23 protein-coding genes are annotated in these 22,907 nt (G+C 67.7%); 11 read left to right on the forward strand and 12 right to left on the reverse strand.

All coding sequences use genetic code 11. The features are described from left to right. Window position 1: 1 nt before the first annotated feature. The 5 genes from D575_RS0105960 to D575_RS0105980 are packed head-to-tail and all read right to left on the reverse strand — an operon-like array spanning window position 2 to window position 4,538. Window positions 2-1,300: a Ni/Fe hydrogenase subunit alpha gene (locus D575_RS0105960; RefSeq protein WP_018145003.1), complete on the reverse strand. Its 1,299-nt coding sequence runs from the start codon at window positions 1,298-1,300 to the stop codon at window positions 2-4. Then, a complete protein-coding gene (locus tag D575_RS0105965; protein WP_018145004.1) occupies window positions 1,297-2,109 on the reverse strand; it encodes an oxidoreductase in 813 nt (270 codons plus the stop codon). Before D575_RS0105965 ends, D575_RS0105960 begins: the two co-directional genes overlap by 4 nt. Next, on the reverse strand, window positions 2,106-2,966 hold the full coding sequence (locus tag D575_RS0105970) for an FAD/NAD(P)-binding protein (protein WP_018145005.1): 861 nt from the start codon (window positions 2,964-2,966) through the stop codon (window positions 2,106-2,108). Before D575_RS0105970 ends, D575_RS0105965 begins: the two co-directional genes overlap by 4 nt. Further along, window positions 2,956-3,429, reverse strand: coding sequence for a cyclic nucleotide-binding domain-containing protein (locus tag D575_RS0105975; RefSeq protein WP_018145006.1), 474 nt, complete (start codon window positions 3,427-3,429; stop codon window positions 2,956-2,958). Before D575_RS0105975 ends, D575_RS0105970 begins: the two co-directional genes overlap by 11 nt. Then, on the reverse strand, window positions 3,426-4,538 hold the full coding sequence (locus D575_RS0105980) for a 4Fe-4S dicluster domain-containing protein (RefSeq protein ID WP_026182065.1): 1,113 nt from the start codon (window positions 4,536-4,538) through the stop codon (window positions 3,426-3,428). The genes D575_RS0105975 and D575_RS0105980 overlap by 4 nt, the downstream gene beginning before the upstream one ends. A 186-nt stretch (window positions 4,539-4,724) precedes the next feature. On the opposite strand from D575_RS0105980, the gene D575_RS0105985 reads away from it, so the two are divergent. From D575_RS0105985 to D575_RS0105995, 3 genes are all read left to right on the forward strand, one after another. After that, complete coding sequence (locus tag D575_RS0105985) at window positions 4,725-6,038, forward strand: acetyl-CoA carboxylase biotin carboxylase subunit family protein (RefSeq protein WP_018145008.1); 1,314 nt, start codon at window positions 4,725-4,727, stop codon at window positions 6,036-6,038. Continuing rightward, the gene (locus tag D575_RS0105990; RefSeq protein ID WP_018145009.1) at window positions 6,035-8,062 is read left to right on the forward strand and encodes a CocE/NonD family hydrolase; all 2,028 of its coding nucleotides are present in this window, start codon (window positions 6,035-6,037) and stop codon (window positions 8,060-8,062) included. The genes D575_RS0105985 and D575_RS0105990 overlap by 4 nt, the downstream gene beginning before the upstream one ends. 248 nt (window positions 8,063-8,310) lie before the next feature. Next, a complete protein-coding gene (locus D575_RS0105995; RefSeq protein WP_018145010.1) occupies window positions 8,311-9,312 on the forward strand; it encodes a 2-hydroxyacid dehydrogenase in 1,002 nt (333 codons plus the stop codon). Window positions 9,313-9,348: 36 nt separating this feature from the next. Here D575_RS0105995 and chrA read toward each other — a convergent pair whose 3' ends face one another. Both chrA and D575_RS0106005 read right to left on the reverse strand, forming a co-directional pair. Then, a complete protein-coding gene (chrA, locus tag D575_RS0106000; protein WP_018145011.1) occupies window positions 9,349-10,692 on the reverse strand; it encodes a chromate efflux transporter in 1,344 nt (447 codons plus the stop codon). Between the two features lie 135 nt (window positions 10,693-10,827). Further along, on the reverse strand, window positions 10,828-11,841 hold the full coding sequence (locus D575_RS0106005) for a class 1 fructose-bisphosphatase (RefSeq protein WP_018145012.1): 1,014 nt from the start codon (window positions 11,839-11,841) through the stop codon (window positions 10,828-10,830). A 217-nt stretch (window positions 11,842-12,058) separates the two neighbouring features. On the opposite strand from D575_RS0106005, the gene D575_RS0106010 reads away from it, so the two are divergent. Next, the gene (locus D575_RS0106010) at window positions 12,059-13,324 is read left to right on the forward strand and encodes a 6-phosphofructokinase (protein WP_018145013.1); all 1,266 of its coding nucleotides are present in this window, start codon (window positions 12,059-12,061) and stop codon (window positions 13,322-13,324) included. On the opposite strand, the gene merB is transcribed toward D575_RS0106010, so the two are convergent. Together merB and D575_RS0106020 are read right to left on the reverse strand one after the other, a co-directional pair. Next, window positions 13,321-13,956 carry an organomercurial lyase gene (gene merB, locus D575_RS0106015; RefSeq protein ID WP_018145014.1) on the reverse strand — a complete coding sequence of 212 codons (636 nt, stop codon included), beginning with the start codon at window positions 13,954-13,956 and terminating at the stop codon, window positions 13,321-13,323. The genes D575_RS0106010 and merB overlap by 4 nt on opposite strands. After that, window positions 13,953-14,177 (reverse strand): GDCCVxC domain-containing (seleno)protein, encoded by a 225-nt coding sequence (locus tag D575_RS0106020; RefSeq protein WP_018145015.1) that lies wholly within the window; start codon window positions 14,175-14,177, stop codon window positions 13,953-13,955. Before D575_RS0106020 ends, merB begins: the two co-directional genes overlap by 4 nt. A gap of 152 nt (window positions 14,178-14,329) precedes the next feature. Between D575_RS0106020 and D575_RS0106025 the strand changes: the two genes are divergently transcribed. The 3 genes from D575_RS0106025 (at window position 14,330) to D575_RS0106035 (ending at window position 16,308) form a co-directional block, all read left to right on the forward strand. Further along, window positions 14,330-14,767, forward strand: coding sequence for a hypothetical protein (locus D575_RS0106025; RefSeq protein WP_018145016.1), 438 nt, complete (start codon window positions 14,330-14,332; stop codon window positions 14,765-14,767). Between the two features lie 104 nt (window positions 14,768-14,871). Continuing rightward, entirely contained in the window at window positions 14,872-15,285 is a 414-nt protein-coding gene (locus tag D575_RS0106030) for a PA2779 family protein (RefSeq protein WP_018145017.1), read from the forward strand. 12 nt (window positions 15,286-15,297) lie between these two features. Then, window positions 15,298-16,308, forward strand: coding sequence for a PA2778 family cysteine peptidase (locus D575_RS0106035; RefSeq protein ID WP_018145018.1), 1,011 nt, complete (start codon window positions 15,298-15,300; stop codon window positions 16,306-16,308). A gap of 96 nt (window positions 16,309-16,404) precedes the next feature. Here D575_RS0106035 and D575_RS0106040 read toward each other — a convergent pair whose 3' ends face one another. Continuing rightward, complete coding sequence (locus D575_RS0106040) at window positions 16,405-16,632, reverse strand: hypothetical protein (protein WP_018145019.1); 228 nt, start codon at window positions 16,630-16,632, stop codon at window positions 16,405-16,407. A gap of 103 nt (window positions 16,633-16,735) precedes the next feature. Here D575_RS0106040 and coaD point away from each other — a divergent pair, with 103 nt between their 5' ends. Genes coaD through ggt form a run of 3 tightly spaced genes read left to right on the forward strand, consistent with a single transcriptional unit; the run spans window position 16,736 to window position 19,227 of the window. Next, window positions 16,736-17,224 carry a pantetheine-phosphate adenylyltransferase gene (coaD, locus tag D575_RS0106045; RefSeq protein WP_018145020.1) on the forward strand — a complete coding sequence of 163 codons (489 nt, stop codon included), beginning with the start codon at window positions 16,736-16,738 and terminating at the stop codon, window positions 17,222-17,224. A 33-nt stretch (window positions 17,225-17,257) separates the two neighbouring features. Next, on the forward strand, window positions 17,258-17,509 hold the full coding sequence (locus D575_RS0106050) for a YfhL family 4Fe-4S dicluster ferredoxin (RefSeq protein ID WP_018145021.1): 252 nt from the start codon (window positions 17,258-17,260) through the stop codon (window positions 17,507-17,509). A gap of 8 nt (window positions 17,510-17,517) precedes the next feature. Next, on the forward strand, window positions 17,518-19,227 hold the full coding sequence (gene ggt, locus D575_RS0106055; RefSeq protein ID WP_018145022.1) for a gamma-glutamyltransferase: 1,710 nt from the start codon (window positions 17,518-17,520) through the stop codon (window positions 19,225-19,227). A gap of 170 nt (window positions 19,228-19,397) precedes the next feature. Here ggt and rpsT read toward each other — a convergent pair whose 3' ends face one another. After that, window positions 19,398-19,667, reverse strand: a complete 270-nt coding sequence (rpsT, locus tag D575_RS0106060; RefSeq protein ID WP_019612252.1) for a 30S ribosomal protein S20 — start codon at window positions 19,665-19,667, stop codon at window positions 19,398-19,400. Between the two features lie 158 nt (window positions 19,668-19,825). Here rpsT and D575_RS0106065 point away from each other — a divergent pair, with 158 nt between their 5' ends. Beyond that, window positions 19,826-20,356 carry a DsrE family protein gene (locus tag D575_RS0106065; RefSeq protein WP_018145024.1) on the forward strand — a complete coding sequence of 177 codons (531 nt, stop codon included), beginning with the start codon at window positions 19,826-19,828 and terminating at the stop codon, window positions 20,354-20,356. A gap of 207 nt (window positions 20,357-20,563) precedes the next feature. Here D575_RS0106065 and uvrD read toward each other — a convergent pair whose 3' ends face one another. Then, the gene (gene uvrD / locus D575_RS0106070; protein WP_038032117.1) at window positions 20,564-22,768 is read right to left on the reverse strand and encodes a DNA helicase II; all 2,205 of its coding nucleotides are present in this window, start codon (window positions 22,766-22,768) and stop codon (window positions 20,564-20,566) included. Window positions 22,769-22,907: the final 139 nt, after the last annotated feature.

The following is a 22,907-nucleotide window of genomic DNA, read 5'->3' on the forward strand; positions in this document are numbered from 1 at the left end:
CTCACTGGCGGTCGACGGTGAGGTCGAGGAAGTGGGTGGCGCAGGAGATGCAGGGGTCGTAGTTGCGGATGGCGACCTCGCAGTGGTGGCGCAGTTCGTCGTCCGGCAGGTCGAGGTGGGTCTGCACCAGTTCGCGCAGGTCGGCCTCGATGGTGGGCTGGTTGACGGAGGTGGGCGGGACGATCTTTGCATCGCTGATCAGACCCGCGTCGTCGATGCTGTAGCGGTGGTAGCAGATGCCGCGCGGGGCCTCGGTGGCGCCGAAGCCGGTGCCGGCGCGCGGGGTGACCGGCACCGCGGGCTCGGCCGGCGCGGCCCGGTAGCCGTCGACCAGGCGCAGGGCCTCCTCGAAGGCGAGCACGATCTCGATCATGCGCACCTGGATGCTGCGGAACGGGTTGCGGCAGGCCGCGCCCAGTCCGGCGCGTTCGGCCAGCTCGGCGGCGCGCGGGGTGAGGCGTTCGCGGTTCAGGGCGAAGCGCGCCAGAGGGCCCATGAACACCGGCTCGCCGGAGTCCGAGCGGTGGCTGTGCAGGGCGTTGGAGTGGGCGACGTGTTCCTCGGTGAAGATGTCGTCGTAGTCGCGGATGGCCGCGTCCAGGCCGCTGCTGGAGCCGAGGCGCCCGTGGGTGATCGGGTATTCGTCCGGGTGGACGAGCGACACGAACTCGTAGTTGCGTTCGAGGTTCGGGTAGTCGAGGGTGGCGAGGAACTCGGCCACCTCGCAGGACGCCTCCAGGCCCCAGGCCAGGTCCTCGCGCAGGCCGGCGACCGCGTCCGGTGACGGCGCGCGGTAGAAGCCGCCGACGCGCAGGTTCACCGGGTGGATCTCGCGCCCGCCCAGCAGGCGCAGGATGGCGTTGCCGATCTTCTTGATGCGCAGGCCGTTGCGCACCATGTCCGGGTGGTCCTTCGCGGCGGTGACCGCGTCGGGATAGCCGAGGAAGTCCGGCAGGTGGAGCATGAACACGTGCAGGGCATGGCTCTCGATCCACTCGCCGCAGTAGGCCAGCCGCCGCAGGTCCTGCAGCACGCCGTCCACGGTGATGCCACAGATGTCCTCCATCGCCAGCGAGGCGCCCATCTGGTAGGCGATCGGGCAGATGCCGCAGATGCGCGCGGTGATGTCCGGGGCCTCGCGGAAGTCGCGCCCGCGCAGGAAACCCTCGAAGAAGCGCGGCGCCTCGAAGATCGACAGCTTCACCTCCTCCACGCGGTCGCCCTCGGTGCGCACGTACATCGCGCCTTCGCCCTCCACGCGGGCGAGGTAGTCGACTTCGATGGTGCGGGTCTCGCTCATGGCCGGTTTCCTGATTCTTCGGGCGGTGCCGCGCCGCTCTCCTGACGTTCGCTCTCCTCGCGGAAGGCGTCGGCGCCGGCGTTGAAGGTGCGGTAGAAGCGCACGCGCGTGGCGCGGTCCATCCCCAGGGTCTCCAGCTGGCCGGACAGGCCCGGCGCGTTGGGCGTCTCCTTGGGCCCGAAGCAGCCATAGCAGCCGCGGTTGCAACCAGGGCACAACGCGCCGCAGCCGGCGTGGGTGACCGGGCCGAGGCAGGGCGTGCCGTGGGCGACCATCACGCAGATATGCCCCGCCCGCTTGCACTCCTCGCAGACGCTGGCGCTGGAGACCTGCGGGCGCCGGCCGTAGAGGAAGGCGCTGATGACCTCCAGCAGCTGGTACTTGTCGATCGGGCAGCCGCGCAGCTCGAAGTCCACCGGCACGTGCTGGCTGATGGCATCCGAGGTGGCCAGGGTCTTGATGTATTCCGGGTGGGCGTAGACCTGGCGGGTGAATGCCTCGACATCCGCGAAGTTGCGCAGGGCCTGGATGCCGCCGGTGGTGGCGCAGGCGCCGATGGTCACGAGGAACTTCGAGGCGCGGCGGATCTCGCGGATCTCCTCCGCCGCCTGCGGCGTGGTGATCGAGCCCTCCACCAGCGTCAGGTCCCACGGCCCGTCGATGCGGGTGCGCGTGGCCTCGGGGAAGTGGGCGATCTGGATCCGGTCGGTGACCGCCAGAAGCTCGTCCTCGCAGTCCAGCAGGCTGAGCTGGCAGCCGTCGCAGGAGGCGAACTTGAACACCGCCAGGGTGGGCTTTTCCCGACTCATAGCTCGCGTACCCGGAAGGCCGGTTCCATCACCGGGTAGGGGAACACGGGGCCGTCGCGGCAGACGAACTGCGACCCGATCTGGCAGTGACCGCAAAAGCCCACCGCGCAGCGCATGTTGCGCTCCATCGAGACAAAGATATCCTCCGGCTTCAGGCCGCGGCGCTCCAGCGCGGACGCAGTGAAACGCATCATCACCTCCGGGCCGCAGGTCATCGCCAGGGTGTTGCGCCGGTCGAAACCGCCGCGATCGACCAACTGGGTGACCACGCCGACATCGCCGCGCCAGGCGGCGGTCCCGCGATCCACGGTGATGCGCAGATCCACATCATCGCGCGCCGCCCAGGCGTCCAGCTCGTCGCGGAAGATCATGTCGCCGGGCGAACGCGCGCCGTAACAGACCACCATGCGGCCGAACTCCGAACGCCGCTGGAGCGCCGCGTGGATGACCGGGCGCAGCGGGGCCAGGCCGATGCCGCCGGCGACCAGCACCAGATCGCGCCCGCGCGCCTGTTCCAGCGGCCAGGCCGTGCCGAACGGCCCGCGCAGACCAACCACCGCGCCGGCCTCCAGATCCTGCATCGCGCGGGTCACGCTGCCCACCGCGCGGATGGTGTGCACGATGCCGCCGTCGTCGGTGATCGCGGAGACCGAGATCGGCACCTCGCCCACGCCGAAGAGGTAGAGCATGTTGAACTGCCCGGGTGCCGGCGCGGCGTCGGGCTCCACCCCCGGCTCGGGGTACAGCGTCCAGCTGAACACCTCGTTGCTGGCCACGTCGCGGCGCACCGAGTGGATGCGCCACGGCTCTGGCGCCATCGCCTGATCCGGCAGGGTTGCGACCGCGTCAGTGGCCATGCTCGGACCCTCCGTGGCTGTAGATATCCAGTGCCTGGAGTCGCGCGGCCTGAAGGCGCTGCACGATCAGCGCGGCAAAGTGCTTCATCAACGTGTAGCCGAACGCCGGGTCGGCCTCCATGCGTTCGCGCAGCACGCCGGCATCGAAGCGCAGGGTATGGACGTCGGTCACCGCCCGCGCATCGTAGCTGGCGCGATAAGGCGGCAGTAGCCAGGACCAGCCGAGGATGTCCCCGGGCCCGAGGGTCTGGAACGCCACGCTGCCTTCCCGCAGCGGGCTCTCCAGCGCGACCTGGCCCTCGCGGATCAGCCAGAAGGTCTCGGTCGGCTCGTGGTCGCGCATCAGCCGGGTGCCGGGCGTATAGCTGCACTTCGCCGCGCAGGCCGCCAGCAGGCGCCGGTGCTCCGGCGCCATATCCTCGAAGAAGGGCTCTTTCTCGATGACGGCCAGCAGCTCGTTCATCCCCGGCCCTCCGGGTCGCGGCGCACCGCGGTGACTTCCTCGGTGATGTCGATGCCCACCGGGCACCAGGTGATGCAGCGTCCGCAGCCGACACAGCCCGAGGTGCCGAACTGGTCGTGCCAGGTGGCCAGCTTGTGGGTGATCCACTGGCGATAGCGCGCGGCCACCGACTCGCGGTGCGCGCCGCCGACCAGGTGCGAGTGTTCCTGGTTGAAGCAGGAATCCCAGCGCCGCACGCGTTCGGTGCGCTGGCCTTCCAGATCTGGCACCTCCTCGACCTGCGAGCAGAAGCAGGTGGGGCAGACCAGGGTGCAGTTGGAGCAGGACAGGCAGCGCTCGGCGGTTTCCTCCCAGCGCGGGTGCTCGAAGGCCCGGTTCAGCACCTCGCGGGCGTCCGCCGGCATCTGTCGGCCCATCTTTTCCGGCGCCTCGGCCCAGACGCGTTCGGCGGCAGCCTGCTCGGCGTCCGAGGCCGGGCGCGGCTCCAGCCGGTCGAGCATCGCGCGCCCGGCGTCGGACCCGGCCTCGGCGACCAGGAAATGCTGCGTGGCGTCGATCACCTCGGTGAGCGCCAGATCGAAGCCCTCGCGGGCGCGCGGGCCGGTATCCATGGAGGCGCAGAAGCAGGTGCCTCCCGGCTCGGCGCAGCTGACCGCAACCATGAACAAGTCCTGGCGGCGCGCGGCATAGCCGCGGTCCTGTACCGCCTGGCCGAGGAACACCCGGTCCTGCACCTCGATCGCCGCCAGCTCGCAGGCGCGCATGCCGATGAAGGCATGGCGCGGAGCATCGGAGGTGCCGGGCTCGGTCACGAAGCTGCCGTCCGGCTGACGGGTCAGCCGGAACAGGGTCTCCTCGGGCGGGAACAGGTACTTCTTCCAGGAATGCGGTCCGACCACATAGCCGAACAGCGCGTCGTCGTCGCGTTCGCGCAGGCGGTAGTGCCCGGGGGCCTGCTCGTCGGTCCAGCCCACCGGCAGGTCCTCGAGGCCGCCCACCCGGTCGTAGACGATCGCGCCATCGCGCCGTGTCGGCCCCACGACCTCGTAGCCCTCCCCGGCCAGCAGGCGGATCAGCGTGTCCACGGCTTGCGGTGCGATCACTTCCACAGACGGCTCCTGGGCCTCGGGCGAGCCGCTCGGTACGGCAAGGCCCCACATCCGTCCATAGTGCGGCAAGAGCGTGGCGCGATCCAGCGACATCCCGGGCTGGTAATAACCCGGATACCTGCCACACTCCATGGAGGGCGGTGTGCGGCCCTGGCGACCCGTTGTCCGGGGAAAACGATGCCAGTTATGAATGCGCCGGCGAGGCACAATATCTTCGTGGTCGGTCTGGACGACTTCCATCTGGCACAGCTCCGGACCCTGCCCGGGACGGAGAACTATGTCTTCCATGCATTGTTCACCCGCGAGGAGGTCAAGCCCTGCGCCCGGTTTCCGGTGCGTCGGATCCTGCTCGAGGGTCGCGAGCGGCTGAGCCAGTTTCCCGGCACGGTGGATGCCGTGGTCGGTTTCTGGGACTTTCCGGTCAGCACGATCCTGCCCCTCCTGCGCCAGGCCAGGGACCTGCCGGGGCCGACCCTGGAAAGTGTGCTGAAGTGCGAGCACAAGTACTGGAGCCGGCTTGAACAGGCCCGCGTTGCACGCGAACACATCCCGGCCTTCTGCGCGGTCAATCCGTTTGCCGACGATCCGCTGCGCGCGGTCACCCTGGATTTTCCGTTCTGGATCAAACCGGTGAAATCGGTGCTCTCTTACCTCGGCTTTCGCGTCGGCGATGCGGACGACTTCCGGCGCGCCATGGAGCGGATCCGCAGGGAGATCGACCGCTTCGGCGAGCCCTTCAACCATGTCCTGGGGCACGCGACACTGCCTCCGGAGGTGGCCGGAGTCGATGGCAATCACTGCATTGCCGAGGCGCTGATATCGGAGGGGCGCCAGTGCACCCTGGAGGGGTATGCCTGGCAGGGCGCGGTCCGGATTTACGGTGCTGTTGATTCCCTGCGCGAGGGTGCGGCCGGTTCGTCATTCTCGCGCTACCAGTATCCGTCGACCTTGCCGGATGGCGTGCAGGCGCGCATGGGCGAGATCGCGGACCGCGTGATCCGGCAGGTGGGGTATGACTGTGCCCCGTTCAACATGGAATTCTACTGGGACGAGGCCACGGACCGGATCTGGCTGCTGGAGATCAATACCCGGATCTCCAAGTCCCACGCGCCGCTGTTCCGGTTGGTCGATGGCTGTTACCACCATCAGGTCATGATCGACCTCGGGCTGGGCCGCGAGCCCTCCATGCCGCATCGCCAGGGGGAATTCGGGTGTGCGGCCAAGTTCATGGTTCGCCGATACCAGGACGCACGGGTCGTGCGGATGCCCACGCCGGGGGAGATCACGGCCGTCGAGGCCGAGTTCCCGGGTGTGGTCGTACAGATCGAGGTCGCGGAGGGCATGCTGCTGTCGCAGCTTTGTTATCAGGACAGCTACTCCTACGAGGTCGCGACCCTGTTTGTCGGGGCCGCGGACAACACCGAGCTGGAGCGAACCTATACGCGTGTGATGGAGCGGCTGCCCATGGAGTTCGAACCCGTCGACGAGGCACAGCCATGAAAATCGTCCGCGACTTTCCCTACGCCGTAACGGTCGAGGAATACATCCCGATCCCGCTTGCCGACGGCACGCACCTGGCCGCCCGGTTGTGGCGCCCCGAAGGCGCCGAACAGCAACCCGTCCCCGCGATCCTGGAATACATCCCGTACCGCCGGCGCGATTCCACGCGACTACGCGACGACGCGATCCACCACTACTTTGCCGGTCACGGCTACGCCTGCCTGCGGGTGGACCTGCGCGGATCCGGAGACTCCGAGGGGGTGCTGGAGGACGAGTATCTGCAGCAGGAACTGGATGACGGCGTGGAGATCCTGCGCTGGATGGGCGAACAACCCTGGTGCAACGGCAATGTCGGGATGATCGGCATCTCCTGGGGCGGGTTCAACGGCCTGCAGATCGCGGCGTTGCAACCACCGGAGCTGAAGGCCGTGGTCAGTGTGTGTTCCACCGATGACCGCTACGCCGACGACGTCCATCACATGGGCGGCTGCCTGCTGGGCGACAACCTGTCCTGGGCCTCGACCATGTTTGCCTACAACTCCCTGCCGCCGGATCCGGAGATCGTGGGCGAACGCTGGCGCGAGATGTGGTTCCAGCGCCTGGAGGGCAGCGGGCTGTGGCTGGAGAAGTGGCTGCGCCACCAGCGCCGCGACGACTACTGGAAGCATGGCTCGATCTGCGAGGACTGGTCCGCGGTAAAGACCCCGGTCATGGCGGTGAGCGGCTGGGCCGACGGCTATTCCAACGCGGTGTTTCGCCTGCTGGACAACCTGCAGGGGCCTCGCCTGGGCCTGGTCGGCCCCTGGAGCCACAAATACCCCCACCAGGGGGTCCCGGGTCCGGCCATCGGCTTCCTGCAGGAATGTCTGCGCTGGTGGGACCACTGGCTGAAGGACGAACCAAACGGGATCATGGAAGAACCGATGTTGCGGGTCTGGATGCAGGACAGCGTCCCGCCGACCACCCGCTACGAGGAACGCCCGGGGCGCTGGGTGGGCGAACCACTCTGGCCCTCGGCAAACGTGGAACTCGAGCCGCTGACCCTGGCCTGGCCGGGGCGACTGGAGAACGAATCGGGGGGCATACGGGAACGCGAGATGAGCCTGCAATCGCCGCTGAGCGTGGGCCTGTTCGCCGGCAAGTGGTGTTCGTATTCAGCGACGCCCGATCTGCCGCACGACCAGCGCGAAGAGGATGGGGGCGCCCTGGTATTCACCAGCGCCCCGCTGGAGAAGCCCCTGGAGATCCTCGGCGCTGCGATGCTGGAACTGGAGTTGAGCGTCGATCAGCCCGTCGCGATGGTTGCGGCGCGGTTGTCCGATGTTGCCGCTGACGACAAGGCGACCCGCGTCACCTATGGGTTGCTCAACCTGACCCACCGCGAAGGCGCCGAGGCCCCGAAACCACTGGAGCCCGGTAAAACCTATCGCGTCCGGGTCAAGTTCAACGACGTAGCGCAGCGCTTCCCGGCAGGACATCGCATCCGGCTATCGCTGTCGACTTCGTATTTCCCGCTGGCATGGCCGGCGCCGCGGCCGGTGCGGCTGCGGCTCATGACGGGCGCGAGCCGTCTGCTTCTGCCCCGTCGCGCGCCGCGCGAAGATGTGGATCCCCGAATTGCCTTTCTCCCTCCCGAGGGCGGGCCTCCCTCGACGGAAACCCATCAGCTAACGCCGCAGCTGCACAACTGGCGGGTCATTCGCGACCTGGCGGAGGACGAGTCGACTCTCGCGGTGACCAACGATGCGGGGACGGTACGGCTGGACGACCTGAACCTGGAGATGCAGCGGAAGGCGCTGGAGTGGTACAGCTACCAGGGTGACGACTTCAACTCGGTGCGTGGGGAGACCCTATGGGAACGCGGCTTCCGACGCGGCGACTGGGCGGTGCGCACGGTAACCCGAACGGTGCTTACCTCGAGCCCCACCGATTTCGAGATCCACGCCCAGCTGGATGCGTACGAGGGCGAGCGTCGCGTCTATGCCCGCAACTGGGACGTGAAGATCCCCCGCGACCTCGTCTGACAAAGCCACCAGGGGGGCTGGAGTCTGCCCGTGACAGCGCCCGATCCTGCGTTATGCTGGGCCCCCGCTGGTGCTATCGTCCGGTCTCGGGGGCGGTTCCATGGGGCACGCGCGTCGTCGCTGCCCAGGGCCGGTTCCTTCCTCATGCGCAAACACCGGAACGAGGCATCGTTGGGAAACCCCTTGGGGCCTAGCGTGCGCAGGTACTACGCGAACCCCTATCCAACCTATGGATTAGAGAGAACGTTATGCGGGTCACCGTATTCAGTGTTCAGCAACACGATCGCGAGTTTCTGCTCCCTGCTTTTCAAGCGGCGGACATGAAGCCTCTCCTGCATGCCGAACGCCTGACCGCAGAGACGGTGCACCTTGCCACAGGGTCGGATGCGGTCTGCGTCTTTACCAACGATGACTTGCACCGGCGCGTGATCGACGGGCTCGCCGATCACGGGGTGCATGTGGTGGCGCTGCGCTGTTCCGGCTACGACAACCTGGATATCGACCGCGCCCGCGAGCGTGGCGTGCGCGTGGCGCGGGTGCCGGCCTATTCCCCGAACGCGATTGCGGAGCACGCCGTCGCCCTGCTGATGACGCTGAACCGGCGCGTGCACATCGCCTGGGATCGCACGCGGCGCGGGGATTTCCGCCTCGATCACCTGACCGGATTCGATCTCGTCGGTCGCACGGTGGGTGTGGTGGGCACGGGCCGCATCGGCCAGGCCTTCGCGCGCATCATGCTCGGGTTCGGCTGCCAGGTGGCGGCGCACGACCCGTACCCCAACGCGGAGCTGCAGGCTGCGGGCGTCGCGTATCTCGACCTGGACGCGCTGCTGGCGCAGTCCGAGGTACTCAGCCTCAGCTGTCCGCTGACCCGCGAGAACCGCCACCTGATCAATGCCGACACCCTGGCGCGGCTGCCGCGCGGGGCCGTCCTGATCAACACCGCCCGCGGCGCGCTGGTGGACACCGACGCGGCCGAGGCCGCGCTGGAATCCGGCCAGCTGGGCGGACTGGCCATGGATGTGTACGAGGACGAGGCGTCGTTATTCTTCCGCGACTGGTCGCTGGCCGGGTTGCCCGACCGGCGCCTGGCGCGGCTGATGCAGCGCGACGACGTGCTGGTCACCGGCCACCAGGCCTTCCTGACTCGCGAGGCGCTGGCCAACATCGCGGACCACACGGTGACCAACCTGCAGGTGCTGGCGGCCAATACCGAGGCTGCGGCTACCCTGGAGGGCCGAGTGGTTTGATCGGTGCCTTTCGCCTGGCCCGGCAGGCCAGGGTGCCTACAGCAGGAGCCGATACCCCGCACCGAGCGCGGCGCAGACGAGAATAAGTGGAATGATGCCTACCCGGAAACGGGCCAGGGCCATAAAGGCGGCGATCCCGAGCAGGGCCGAGAACCACTCGAAGGTGCCCTCGAAGCCGGCGGGCCACAGTACGTGCCAGGTGAAGAACACGGCCAGGTTCACGATCACCCCGACCACGGCGGCGGTAATGCCGGTCAGCGGGCCGGTGAAGTGCAGATCGCCCCGGGTGCGTTCGACCAGGGGCGCGCCCACCAGGATGAACAGGAACGACGGCAGGAAGGTGAAGAACGTCGCGACCAGCGCCCCGAGCAAGGCGGCCAGCAGTACCTGATCCGGGCCGAGAAACGCCTGGGTCCAGCCGCCGATGAAGCCGACGAAGGTGACCACCATGATCAGCGGCCCCGGCGTGGCCTCGCCCAGCGCCAGCCCGTCGATCATCTGGGTCGGGCTCAGCCAGCCGTAGGTCTCCACTCCGCCTTGATAGACATACGGCAGCACCGCGTAGGCCCCGCCGAAGGTCACCAACGCGGTCTGGGTGAAGAACTGGCCCATGCGGGTCACCGTGGCGTCCCACCCAAATACCGCGAGCAGCATGCCGAAGACGGCGGCCCACAGGCCTAGGCCGACCAAGAGGAAGCGGAACACCCGCGACCAGCGAAACTGCATCCAGGGTGCGGGTGGGGTGTCGTCGTCCACCACGGCCGGCCCCGTGGCCTTGTGGCTGCCAGCGCTGTGCGATTCGCCGCTCCGGAAGCGCTCCGGCCAGACCCGGCTGCCCAGCCAGCCGAGCAGCCCCGCGGCGATGATGATGTACGGGAACGGGATGTTGAGCACAAAGATCGCCAGGAACGCCGCCACGGCCATCAGCCATAGCAGGCCGTTGTTCAACACGCGTCCGCCGATGCGCCAGCCGGCATAGACGATGATTGCGATCACCGCCGGCTTGATGCCGTAGAACACGGCCTCCACCGCAGGCACGTCGCCAAAGGCCAGGTACACCCAGGACAGCCCGGTGATCAGGACCAGCGAGGGGAGGATGAACAGCAGCCCCGCCATCAGGCCGCCGAAGGTGCCGTGCAGGAGCCAGCCGAGATAGGTCGCCAGCTGTTGCGCCTCCGGGCCGGGCAGGACCATCGCGTAGTTCAGCGCATGCAGGAAGCGGTTCTCGGAGACCCAGCGACGCCGTTCCACCAGCTCCTCGTGCATCATCCCGATTTGCCCGGCGGCACCCCCGAACGAGATGAAGCCGAGCTTGAGCCAGTAGCGAAAGGCTTCGCCCCGGGTTGGGGCGTCCGGTCGTTTATCCGAGGGCTCTGTCATCCGTCACGTCCGTTCGGGTTGGGCAGCGCTTGTCCGAGCCCATCCGCGTTGTCCTTGATTGCAACAAAAAGGCCCGGCGCCTTGCGGGGCCGGGCCTTGGGGAGCGCATCGGGGTGCCCGATGCGCGAGGGGTTCTTAGCCCTCGTTGTGGTAGCGGGTGATCCGCTCCACTTCGTTCTTCGCGCCCAGGATCACCGGCACGCGCTGGTGGATGCCGGTGGGGCTGACATCCATGATGCGCTCGCGACCGGTGGTGGAGGCGCCGCCCGCCTGCTCGATGATGAAGCTCATCGGGTTGGCCTCGTACATCAGGCGCAGCTTGCCGGCGGTGCCCTTGGCCTGCATCTTGGAGTCCATCGGGTACATGAACACGCCGCCGCGCGACAGGATGCGGTGCACCTCGGCGACCATGGAGGCCACCCAGCGCATGTTGAAGTCCTTGTCGCGGGCGCCTTCCTTGCCGGCCAGGCATTCGTCGATGTAGCGCTTGACCGGGGCCTCCCAGAAGCGGCTGTTGGACATGTTGATCGCGAATTCCTCGGTGTCTTCCGGGATCTGCACGCTGTCCTTGGTCAGCAGGAACTCGCCGAAGTCCTTGTCCAGGGTGAACATCTGCACGCCCTTGCCGGTGGTCAGCACCATCATGGTGGACGGACCGTACAGGCAGTAGCCGGCGGCGATCTGCTTGGTGCCCGGCTGCAGGAAGTCCTCGGTCTTCGGATCGGAGACGCCTTCCGGCGCCTTCAGGATGGAGAAGATCGTGCCGACGGAGACGTTCACGTCGATGTTGGAGGAGCCGTCCAGCGGGTCGAACAGGACCAGGTAATGACCACGCGGGGCGCCGGCCGGCATCTCGCAGATTTCGTCCATCTCTTCGGAGGCGAGGCCGGCGGCGTGGCCGTTGTGGCCCAGGGCCTCGATGAACACCTCGTTGGTGATGATGTCGAGCTTCTTCTGCGTCTCGCCCTGCACGTTCTCGGAGCCGGCGGAGCCGAGAACGCCGACCAGGTCACCCTTGTCGACGAGGTCGGAGATCTTCTTGCAGGCCACCGAGATATCGTTCAGCAGGCCGGTGAATTCGCCGGTCGCGCCCTGGATACCGCGCTGGGTCTCGATAATGTAGTTGGTCAAAGTCGTGCCGATATGCATGATGCAATCCTGATGCTGTTGTGAATCGGGTGACACCGCGCAATCGAGGTGCGTGAGCACCATGACGGGGCGAACGGCCCCGGTGCGCCGAGTGTCTTAACCGGCATAGTGTAGCAAAAGCACCCGGATGGGCCGATCCGACGGGTAGTTGATGGCTTGAGCGGGCTGGCATTTGTCGTGCATGGCATCCGGGGCTGTATCCACAAGGGAGATTCGCATGCCGCAAAACGCGCTGTACGCCCAGTCCGGCGGGGTTACCGCCGTCATCAACGCCAGCGCCTGGGGGGTGATCGAGGCGGTGCGCGCCCATCCGGCCCATTTCGGCAAGATCTATGCGGCGCGCGACGGCATCCTCGGTGTCCTGCGCGAGGAGATCATCGATCTGGATCAGGAGGACCCGCTGACCCTCGCGGCCCTGCGTCATACCCCCGGCGGGGCGTTCGGCTCCTGCCGTTTCGACCTGGGCGATCCCGACAAGGATCCGGAACAGTACGAACGCCTGGTCGAGGTCTTCCGCGCCCATGACATCGGCACCTTCTTCTACAACGGCGGCGGCGGTTCCATGGATACCGCGCTGAAGATCGCCAGGATGGGGGATCGCATGGGCTTCCCGATCAAGGCGATCGGCGTGCCCAAGACGATCGACAACGATCTCGCCGTGACCGACTCCAGCCCCGGGTTCGGCTCCGCCGCCAAGTTCATCGCCACGGTCGTGCGCGAGGCCAGTCTGGATGTCGAGTCCATGCACACCAGTTCCACCAAGGTGTTCGTGCTCGAGGTAATGGGTCGGCATGCGGGCTGGCTGGCGGCCGCCGCCGCGCTGGCACAGGAGTTCGACGGCCAGCCGCCGATGCTGATCCTGTTCGCCGAGACCCTGTTTGACCAGGACGACTTTCTCGAGCACCTGAACCGGACCATCGAGCGTCACGGCTACTGTGTAGTGGTCGTCTCCGAGGGTCTGAAGAATCCGGATGGCACCCTGTTCTCGGTGGCACAAAGCCATGATGTGTATGCCTACACCCAGCTGGGCGGCGCCGCCCCGCGCCTGGCCGAGCTGATCCGCGAACAGACCGGACACAAGCTGCACTGGGCGGTGGTCGACTATATCCAGCGCTCCGCGCGGCATATCGCGTCGAAGGTGGACGTGGAGCAGGCCTATGCCTGTGGCCGTGCGGCGGTGGAGGGCGTGGTGGCCGGCGAGGATGCCTTCATGCCGATCATCCGCCGCGATTCCAACGATCCCTACCGCTGGAGTATCGGTTTTACCCCGCTGGAGACCGTGGCCGACGTCGAGCAGGGCATGCCGCGCGAGTACATCACCCCGGACGGCTACGGCATCACCCAGGCCGCGCGCGATTACCTGCGCCCGCTGATCCAGGGCGAGGACGCCCCGCCGTTCGACCAGGGCCTGCCCTGCTACCCGCGCATCCGGGGCGAATTGCTGCCCAAGCGTTGCCCTCCGTTCGAGGTCAAGACCGACTAGTCGTTTCCGGGCGAGTGGGCGTCGGCGTCCAGCCAGGCCCGCTGGAAGGCGAAGAACTGCCGGGCGACCCTGTCCGCCTCGTCGACGCGCAGATAGTCCGCGTGTTCGGCCGGTGCACAACGCGCACAGACGAAGGTGATGCCCTCACAAAGGCTGGTGCAGCACGGGCTGTTGTCCGTGCGGCGCGGTCGGTAATGGACCCACGCGGAGGCCGTATCCGCAACCGCAGTGGGCCCGGATTCCAGGCTGAGCGCGGCGCCACAGTGGCTGCAGGCCGCCTCGATCCGGCTATGCGCGCCGCTCAGCATCGGGATGGCCAGCGCGTCGACGGCGCACATGGCGGTAACCAGACCGCGCCCGGCGACGCTGACCGTGATCCGCCCTGGTGCGGCGCTGTACGGGTAGCAGCCCAGACCCTGGGCCTGATGCGCCACGGCATCCAGCGCGGCCAGTCGCTCCAGCGCGCGGATATCCAGCTCCCGGGCCTCGGGTGGCCGTCCGCGCTGGCGCCAGTGTTCCAGGACTTCGAGATAGGCGGCGCGTACGGCTTCGGGGGCATCCCGCAGGCGCTGTTCCAGCGGGAAGTCGCCGCGCAGGCGTTCCAGGGCGGCGGTCACGTGCGCCGGCCTCATGACGAGGCGCAGCAGCTGCCCGGGCCCTCCTGCTGGATGGGCGGACAGGGCACCGTGCCGTAGGAGCAGAACACGCAGCAGTCCCCTGGAAGTGGCCGGAGCAGGACCCCGCAGCCGGTGCATTCGTAGAACCACTGGCAGGCGTCGGTGGGCATCGTTTCCGTCTTCTGGTGCCCGCATTCCGGGCAGGTCAGGGTCGAATCGGGCACGATCTCGTTCATATGCGTTTCAGCTCGGTTTGCGAGGATGGGAGCCAACGACCGGGGCTGGCGGGAAAAACCCCGCCAGACAACCGGAATCGGCACAAACGCCGTCTGGCCAGCGTCTATTCTCTGCCAAGCCCGCGCAAGACGGGCCCACAACCGGATCCCGGATGGAGGAAATCATGTACTCGCGCATTCTCAATCGCACCCTCGCCCTGACCGCTGCCAGTGTGCTGGCCGCCGCGTTTGTCGCGCCCGGCCAGGTCGCGGCCCAGGGCGCCTACTTCGCCCCGGCGGACGGTTCGCCGGATGAGGTCGCCTTCGAATACCGCATGCACGAATACGGCTGCGCCAATGTGCGCGGACAGTGGCGCGCGACCAACAACACGGATGACTGGCTGGAAGTCCGGGTCACCAAGACCGCCTACAACTGCCCCGGAGAGCTGGAAGACGACGTGCGCACGACGACCCGCCTGTGGCGCACGCTGGGTCCGGGCGAGACCCAGGAGCGCACGCGCGACAACTCCGTGTGCGGCGGGGCCTGGGCGCGTGGTGTCGAGGTCCTGGAGTACGAGATCAAGGTGGTCGACGCCCCCGACGAAAGCTGACAGACGTGTGAAACCGGCCGCGATTTTCGTTTGCGGCCGGTCAATTCGCGGCTCTGGCGGGCTACACTTGTAACAACCGTTCACCGATTTCAAGGAGTCTGCCCATGAGCGTTCATTCGTTCCGTCGAGTTCTGTCCGCACCCGCGGCACTGCTGGTCGCGCTGGCCCTGACCCTGCTGCCCGCCACCCCGGCATTCGCCGATGTCGGCATGCTGGATACCGGCAGCATGATCCAGCAGGCCAGCGCGGACGACACCCGCGCCCAGTTGCTGGAACAGCTCAATGACGCCGAGGTTCGCGCGCAGCTGATCGAGATGGGGGTTGATCCCGAACGTGCCGAGCAGCGTGTGGCCCGCCTGACCGACGACGAACTGGCGCAGCTGGAGGCGCACATGGAGACCGACCCGGCCGGCGCGGCGAGCGTCCTGGGTGTGGTCGCCATCGTGTTCGTGGTGTTCGTGATCCTGGATGCGGTGGGTGTGACCGACATCTTCTCGTTTGTCGGGCCGTCCCGCTAAGCCACGCCCTGCATGGGGTCCATCTCGACGTGGCGAGTCACGGGGTTTCTCGCGCTCGCCGCGCTCCTCTGGCTGACTGGTTGTGCCACCGCGCCGCAGAGCGCGGGTCTGGCGAGCGAGCGTCCGACGGATCTGCCGGCGCGCGTCGAACTGGCTGACACGCCGTTCTTTCCCCAGGAGCAATACCAGTGCGGCCCCGCCGCGCTGGCCACGGCGTTGAATGCCCGGGGTATCGACGCCGCGCTGGATGATTTGATCGAGGAGGTTTACATCCCCGCCCGCGAGGGCAGCCTGCAGACCGAGATGCGCGCGGCGGTGCGCGCGCGCGACCAGGTGGCCTACCGTATCGAGCCCCAACTGGAGGCGATCCTGCGCGAGGTGGCGGCGGGCAACCCGGTAGTGGTGTTCCAGAACCTCGGGGTGGCCCTGATCCCGGAATGGCACTTTGCGGTGGTTATCGGATACGACCTGGAGGATCGGGAGATCTTCCTGCGCAGCGGCCCGATCCAGCGCCACGTGAATTCCTTTGCCCGCTTCGAGCGCACCTGGGCGCGGGGTGAGCGCTGGGCCTTCCTTGTGATGCCCCCCGATACCCTCCCGGCCACCGCCCAGCCGCTGCGCTGGCTGCGTGCGGTCAACGAACTGGAACAGACCGGGCGCTTTGCGGCGGCGGCCACGGGCTACGAAACCGCCATGGACCGCTGGCCCAATGAACCGATTCCCTACGTGGGTCGCGCCAACGTGGCCTTTGCCCAGGGCGATCTGCCGGCGGCGGAGAATGCCCTGCGGGCGCTGGTCGAGCGTGATCCGGCCCGCCACGAGGGCTGGAACAACCTCGCGCACGTGCTGATCGCTCGCGAGTGCGGCGAGCAGGCACGCGAGGCCGCGAGCTGCGCGGCCGATCTGGCGGGACCGGGAGCGTATGCGCGTACCCTGGGCGCCGCGGCGGAGGCTCCCGACGGCGGCGCCGAGTGCCGAGCCCTGCCGCCCTGTGCCGCGGCGACCGAGGCACGCGCGCGGTAAGACCGCACGGATTCCGTCATCGCAAGTCGCGAAGCCCGCGGCGATCGGCGGGGTGTGGATGACCGCGCAACGCTCGCAGGGACAGTCCCTGTTGCGTTAGGCCGAGCGTTTTTCCAGGGCCTGTTCGGCGTGCTTGAGCACCAGGCCCAGGTTCTGCTTCTCCACGTCCGTGACCTGCGGGTCATTCTTTACCGCTTGACGCAGGTGCTCCACCAATTGCGCCAGTTCGTCGCGCGAGATCTGATGGAAGTTGAAGCCGCCGCCGTAGCGGGACTCGAGCTGGTCCCAGTAGTCGGCAAGCGGGGGGCGGTAGTCGTCACTCATCGGGCAGTCCTTGTTTGGTGCGGGCGCGGCGTGCGCGACAGGCATTTTGTCTGTTCGCGGTGCTTGCGGTCTAATGGGGGCTTTCCCGACCGGCCTTTCGCCCATGTCCGTTACTGCCATCTATCCTGGCACCTTCGACCCGATCACCCACGGTCACACGGACATCGTGCGGCGTGCGGCACGGTTGTTCGATCGCGTGGTAGTCGCGGTGGCCGCCAGTCCCAACAAGGGCCCGGCCTTCCCGCTGGAGACCCGCGTGGCCCTGGCCGAACAGGCGGTGGGTGATATCCCCGGCGTGGAGGTGCAGGGCTTCGATGTCCTGCTCGCGCACTTTGTTCATGCGCAGCAGGCCAACGTGATCCTGCGCGGATTGCGGGCGGTGTCCGACTTTGAACATGAATTCCAGCTCGCAGCGATGAACCGACAGCTTGCGCCGGAGGTCGAAACGCTGTTTCTGACGCCAGCGGAGGAGTACAGCTTCGTCTCCTCCAGTCTGGTGCGGGAAATCGCCCGACTGGGCGGCGACGTCTCAAAATTCGTTAGCCCCGGTGTGGCGCGCATGCTGGCCGAACAAAACGGCGCAGCACGCTAGCCGGGCCCCGCCACTGGATACGAGGAACGGCCCATGGCCCTGATGATCACCGACGAATGCATCAACTGCGATGTCTGCGAGCCCGAGTGCCCGAATGAGGCCATCTACCCGGGGGACGAGATCTACGAGATCGACCCCACGCTGTGCACCGAATGTGTCGGCCATTTCGACGAGCCGCAGTGCCAGCAGGTCTGCCCGGTGGACTGCATCCCGCTGGATCCCGATCACAAGGAGACCCGCGAGCAGCTGACGGCCAAGTACGACGCCCTGATGGCCGCGAAGTAGGCCGCGGCATGGATTGGCGCCGCCCGCTCCTGCACTGCGCGGTCTTCGTCACCCTGTCGCTGGCGCCGCCGCTGGCGCTGGCCGGCCCGGGGCAGCACGCAGTGGCGAGCGCTCACCCGGCCGCCACCGAGGCGGGCGAGGCCGTGCTGCGCGACGGCGGCAACGCCTTCGATGCCGCCGTCGCGATTACCGCCGCCCTGGGTGTAGCCGAGCCCTACGGCTCCGGGCTCGGGGGCGGCGGGTTCTTCCTGCTGTACGAGGCATCCTCCGGCCGCAGCGTGATGCTCGATGCCCGCGAGACCGCCCCGGCCGCGGCCGACCGTGACATGTATCTGGATGCCGACGGCGAGGTGATCGACGGCTTGTCGCTGGATGGCGTGCTTGGCGCCGGCATCCCCGGCATGCCCGCCGGCATGGATCACCTGGCGCGGGAATACGGACGCCGTTCACTGGCCGACAGCCTGGCGCCGGCGATCCGTCTGGCCGAGGACGGTGTTCCGGTCAGCGGCCGCTACCTGCAGATGGCGGGCTTTCGCCATCAGGCCCTGCGCGACGGGGCCGGCGCGCGCGACATTTACCTCGAGGCGGGTCGCCTGCCGGACGAGGGCGCGACCCTGCGCCAGCCGGACTTGGCCGTGACCCTTCGGCGCCTGGCGGACGAAGGCCGTGATGGTTTCTATACCGGTGATCTGGCCGAGCGCCTGGTCGCCGGCGTGCGCGAGGCCGGCGGTATCTGGACCCTGGACGACCTGGCGAGGTACGCGGTCGTCGAGCGCGACCCCGTGCGTCTGGACTATCTTGGCGCCACGATCACCACCGCCTCGCCGCCATCTTCCGGCGGGGTCGCGCTCGGCCAGATCCTGAACATCCTGGCGTTCTACGACCTCGAGGCACTGGCGCCGGACATGCGCGCCCACCTGACCATCGAGGCGATGCGCCGCGCCTATCGTGATCGCGCCGAGTACCTGGGCGACCCGGACCATGTGGATATGCCGCTGGAGCGGCTGCTGTCGCGCGACTACGCGGCCGGTCTGCGCGCCACCATCCATCCCGACACAGCCACCCCCAGCCGCTACCTGCCGCTGTCGGTCGAGCCGCAGGCCGAGCTTCCGGAGTCGGTGTCGACCGAAAGTCGCGAGACGACGCACTTTTCCGTGATCGACGCCGAGGGCAACCGGGTCGCGGCCACGCTGACGCTGAACTATCCGTTCGGATCCGGCTACGTGGTGCCCGGGACGGGCGTGCTACTGAACAACGAGATGGACGACTTCTCGGCCAAGCCGGGCGAGCCCAACGCCTATGGCCTGGTCGGTTTCGAGGCCAATGCCATCGCGCCGCAGCGCCGCCCGCTGTCGAGCATGAGCCCGACCTTCGTCGAGACCGAGGATCGCGTGGCGATCCTGGGCACGCCGGGTGGCAGCCGCATCATTACCATGGTCCTGCACGGCGTGTTCGGCGTGCTCGAGGGGCAATCCATCGAGGAGGTCGTCGCGGCGCCTCGCTACCACCACCAGTATTTGCCCGATCGGGTGGAACACGAGACCGGGGCGTTCGATGCCGAACTGCGGGGCCAGCTGGTCTCGCGTGGGCATCAGCTGGTGCCGCAGGTGCGTCCGTTCGGTGACATGCACGCCATCCTGTGGGAGCGCGGGGCGGGTCGCCTGGAGGCGGCTTCCGATCCGCGCGGCGAGGGCGAGGCGCGGGTGTTCCAGCCCTGAAGACGCGCTGGTGGACGCGCGCGCAGGGGGGCGCGCGAAGAATGGGTCAGAGTATCCCTGGCCTTCACGAATTGCGCCCACACAAAAAGCCGCGCCCCGAGATCGGGGGGCGGCTTTTTTCGATTCACTGCAACCGCCGGGCCGGCAATGCCGGCCCGGAACCCGGGGGCTTAGCCCTGGGCCAGATCGCGGATGCGGGCGTTCAGGCGGCTCTTGTGGCGAGCCGCCTTGTTGCGGTGAATCAGGCCCTTGCTCACGGTCTTGTCGATCACCGGAACGGCCTCTTTGTAGGCCTCGGCGGCCGCCTGGGCATCGCCCTTGTGCAGCGGCTTCAGCACGGCCTTCATGGCCGTACGGAAACGGGAGCGCAGCCCCATGTTGTGGGCGCGGTTCTTGACCGCCTGACGGGCCCGCTTACGGGCAGAAGCAATATTTGCCAAAGTACTTCCCTCGCGTTAAATCGCTAGGTTCTGGAAAGGCGGCAGAGCATACCCCCGGGGCACTCCAGCGTCAACCGGGTCCTGCGCGTGATGGGGATGGCCTGGGGCCGTCCATGCGTCTACTGTAGAAGAAAGAAAGCCATTCAAAGGAGAACAGGATGAATCGATTCAACCAAACCCTTCGGGCCGCGCCGGCGACAGCATCGGGCGTGGCCCTGCTGTTCGCGGCGCTCCTGCTGGCGAGCATTGCCTTCATGCCGCAGGCCAAGGCCTTCGAGCCGGAGGCCAAGGTCGTCTATCACGCCGACTTCGCCGACCCGCGCCGTTTCTCCGCGATGCTGACCAGCATCAACAACATGATGACGCATTACCAGAACGAGTTTATCGATGCCGACGTGCGCATCGTGTTCGTGGCGCACGGCATCCGCTTCCTGACCGATGACGACCTGGCTGATACCCCGTTCGAGGCCGACGAGGAACTCAAGGAAGAGCGCGACACCCTGCGTGGGCGCCTGATGAGCCTCGCCAGCACCCACGGCGTGAAGCTCGAGCTGTGCGAAATCACCCGTTCGCAGATCGGTCTGGACGAGGACCTGATCTACGATCACGTCAACTTCGTGCCCTCGGGTGTGGTGCGCGTGGCCGAGCTGCAGAACGAGGAAGGCTTCGCCTACATCAAGATCGAGTAAGGACCTTTCGCATGCTTGACCCGAAGCCCCGCCTTGGCGGGGCTTTTTAGTGTCTCCACGAAGGTCCGAAGACGGCCAGGGGTGGGTGCGCTACGGGGGTATCGCGGGCAGGATGCGCCGGCCTTGCGCGATACCACCTCGAGCCCTTTTTCTCCGTGCCCTTCGGGGTGCAGGAAGGCCGCGTCGGGCGTGTCCGTTCAGCCGTGGTTACAGCACTTCGAGCTTGGCGAAGCTCAGCACCAGCCACTTGGAGCCGGCGTGGGCGAAGTTCACCTGGACCCGGGCCGAGTTGCCGGAACCCTCGAACTGGGTGATCAGCCCCTCGCCGAACTTCGCGTGGTGCACCCGTGCGCCGATCGCCAGGCCCGCCGCGGAGGCCTCGGCGGCCTGCGTATCCATGGCCCCGAAGCCCGCCGTCTTGTTCCGGGCCGCGGCAAAGCGCCCCGCGCCATAGGGCGAGGCCTGCGGGCGCAGCACCTCCAGCGCGCCCTCGGGGATCTCGTTGATGAAGCGCGAGGCGACATTGTAGGACTCGCGTCCATACAGCCGGCGCGTCTCGGCATGGATCAGGTACAGCTCCTGTTCGGCGCGGGTCATGCCGACATAGGCCAGGCGGCGCTCCTCCTCCAGTCGCCCCGGCTCCTCCAGCGAGCGGGCGTTGGGGAACAGCCCCTCTTCCATGCCGGTCAGGAAGACCAGCGGGAACTCCAGGCCCTTGGCCGAGTGGAGGGTCATCATCTGCACCGCGTCCTCGTGCGGGTCGGCCGCACCCTCGCCGGCCTCCAGCGCCGCGTGGGCGAGGAACTCGGTCAGGCGATTGCCTTCGCCTTCCTCGCTCTCGGCGGTGCTGCTCATGTCGAAGGCGCGCGCGGCCCCCACCAGCTCGTCCAGGTTCTCCAGGCGTGCCTCGCCACGCTCGCCCTTTTCCTTCTTGTAGTGCTCGCGCAGTTGCGCGCGCTCGATCGCCTGTTCCACCTGATCGGCCAGCGGCTGGCGCGGCAGCTCCTGCTGCAGGGTGCGGACCAGCTGCACGAAACCGGCGACCGCGGTGCGCGCGCGTCCGGGCAGGGCGTCGGCGTCCACCGCGTGAGTGGCGGCCTGCAGCAGGCTGGTGTCGGCGGCCTGGGCGGCCTGGCGCAGGCCCTCCAGGGTCTTCTCGCCGATCCCGCGCGGGGGCTGGTTGACCACGCGCAGGAAGGCGGCATCGTCATCGCCGTTGCCGGCCAGGCGCAGGTAGGCCAGGGCATCGCGGATCTCCTGGCGCTCGAAGAAGCGCAGGCCGCCGTAGACCCGGTAGGGCATGCGCCGGCCGATGAAGGTTTCCTCCAGCACGCGTGACTGGGCGTTGGAGCGATACAGCACCGCGCACTCGCGGTACAGCCCGCCCTGGTCCACGTGGCGGGCGATGGTCTCGGCGATGAAGCGCGCCTCTTCCTGCTCGTTCAGCGCGGTGTACAGGCGGACCGGTGCGCCTTCGTGGCCCTCGGTCCACAGCTCCTTGCCCAGGCGGCCGGAGTTGTGCCGGATCAGGGCGTTGGCCGCGTTCAGGATGTTGGCGCTGGAGCGGTAGTTCTGCTCCAGGCGCACGACCTGGGTGCCCGGGTAGTCCTTCTGGAAGTGCTGGATGTTCTCGATCTTCGCGCCGCGCCAGCCGTAGATCGACTGGTCGTCGTCGCCCACGGCGAATACCGGGCTGTCCCCGGCCAGCAGGCGCAGCCAGCCGTACTGGATGTCGTTGGTGTCCTGGAATTCGTCGACCAGCACGTGGCGAAAGCGCGTGCGGTAGTGCTCCAGCAGGGCCTTGTTGTCGCGCAGCAGTTCCAGCGAGCGCAGCATCAGCTCGGCGAAGTCCACCACACCGGCGCGTTCGCAGGCCTGCTGGTAGGTGGTGTAGACGCGTACCCACTGGCGGGCGACCGGGTCGCCGGTATCCGGCAGGTGTTCCGGGCGCGAGCCCTCGTCCTTGCGCGCGTTGATGTACCACTGCGCCTGCTTGGGCGGCCAACGCGACTCGTCCAGCTCCAGGGCGCGCAGTACGCGCTTGACCATGCGCAGCTGGTCATCGGAGTCGAGGATCTGGAAGGCCTGCGGCAGCTTCGCCTCCTGCCAGTGCTGGCGCAGCAGGCGGTGGGCGAGGCCATGGAAGGTCCCGACCCACAGCCCGGTGGCCGGGTGGCCCAGCAGCGACTCGATGCGCCCGCGCATCTCGGCCGCCGCCTTGTTGGTAAAAGTGACCGCCAGCAGGCTGTGCGGGGCCACGCCCTCGACGCCAATCAGCCAGGCGATGCGGTGCACCAGCACGCGGGTCTTGCCGGAGCCGGCGCCGGCCAGGACCAGCACCGGATGCGGCGGGGCGGCCACGGCCTCGCGCTGGGCCGGGTTGAGGGAATCGAGCAGGGGGGAGACATCCATGCGCGAATGGTAGGGAAACCCGGCCGGAATCGCACGTTCCGCATGCAGGCCGTGTGCCTTCGCCCGCGCAAACGCGCTACCCTCGGAGGCAGCCTTCAAGAAGACGCTGATTCATCGACTCCGCGCGGGAACCTCGCGC

The sequence above is a fragment of the Thioalkalivibrio sp. AKL6 genome (assembly GCF_000376905.1).
In the GTDB taxonomy this organism is placed as follows: Bacteria; Pseudomonadota; Gammaproteobacteria; order Ectothiorhodospirales; family Ectothiorhodospiraceae; genus Thioalkalivibrio; species Thioalkalivibrio versutus.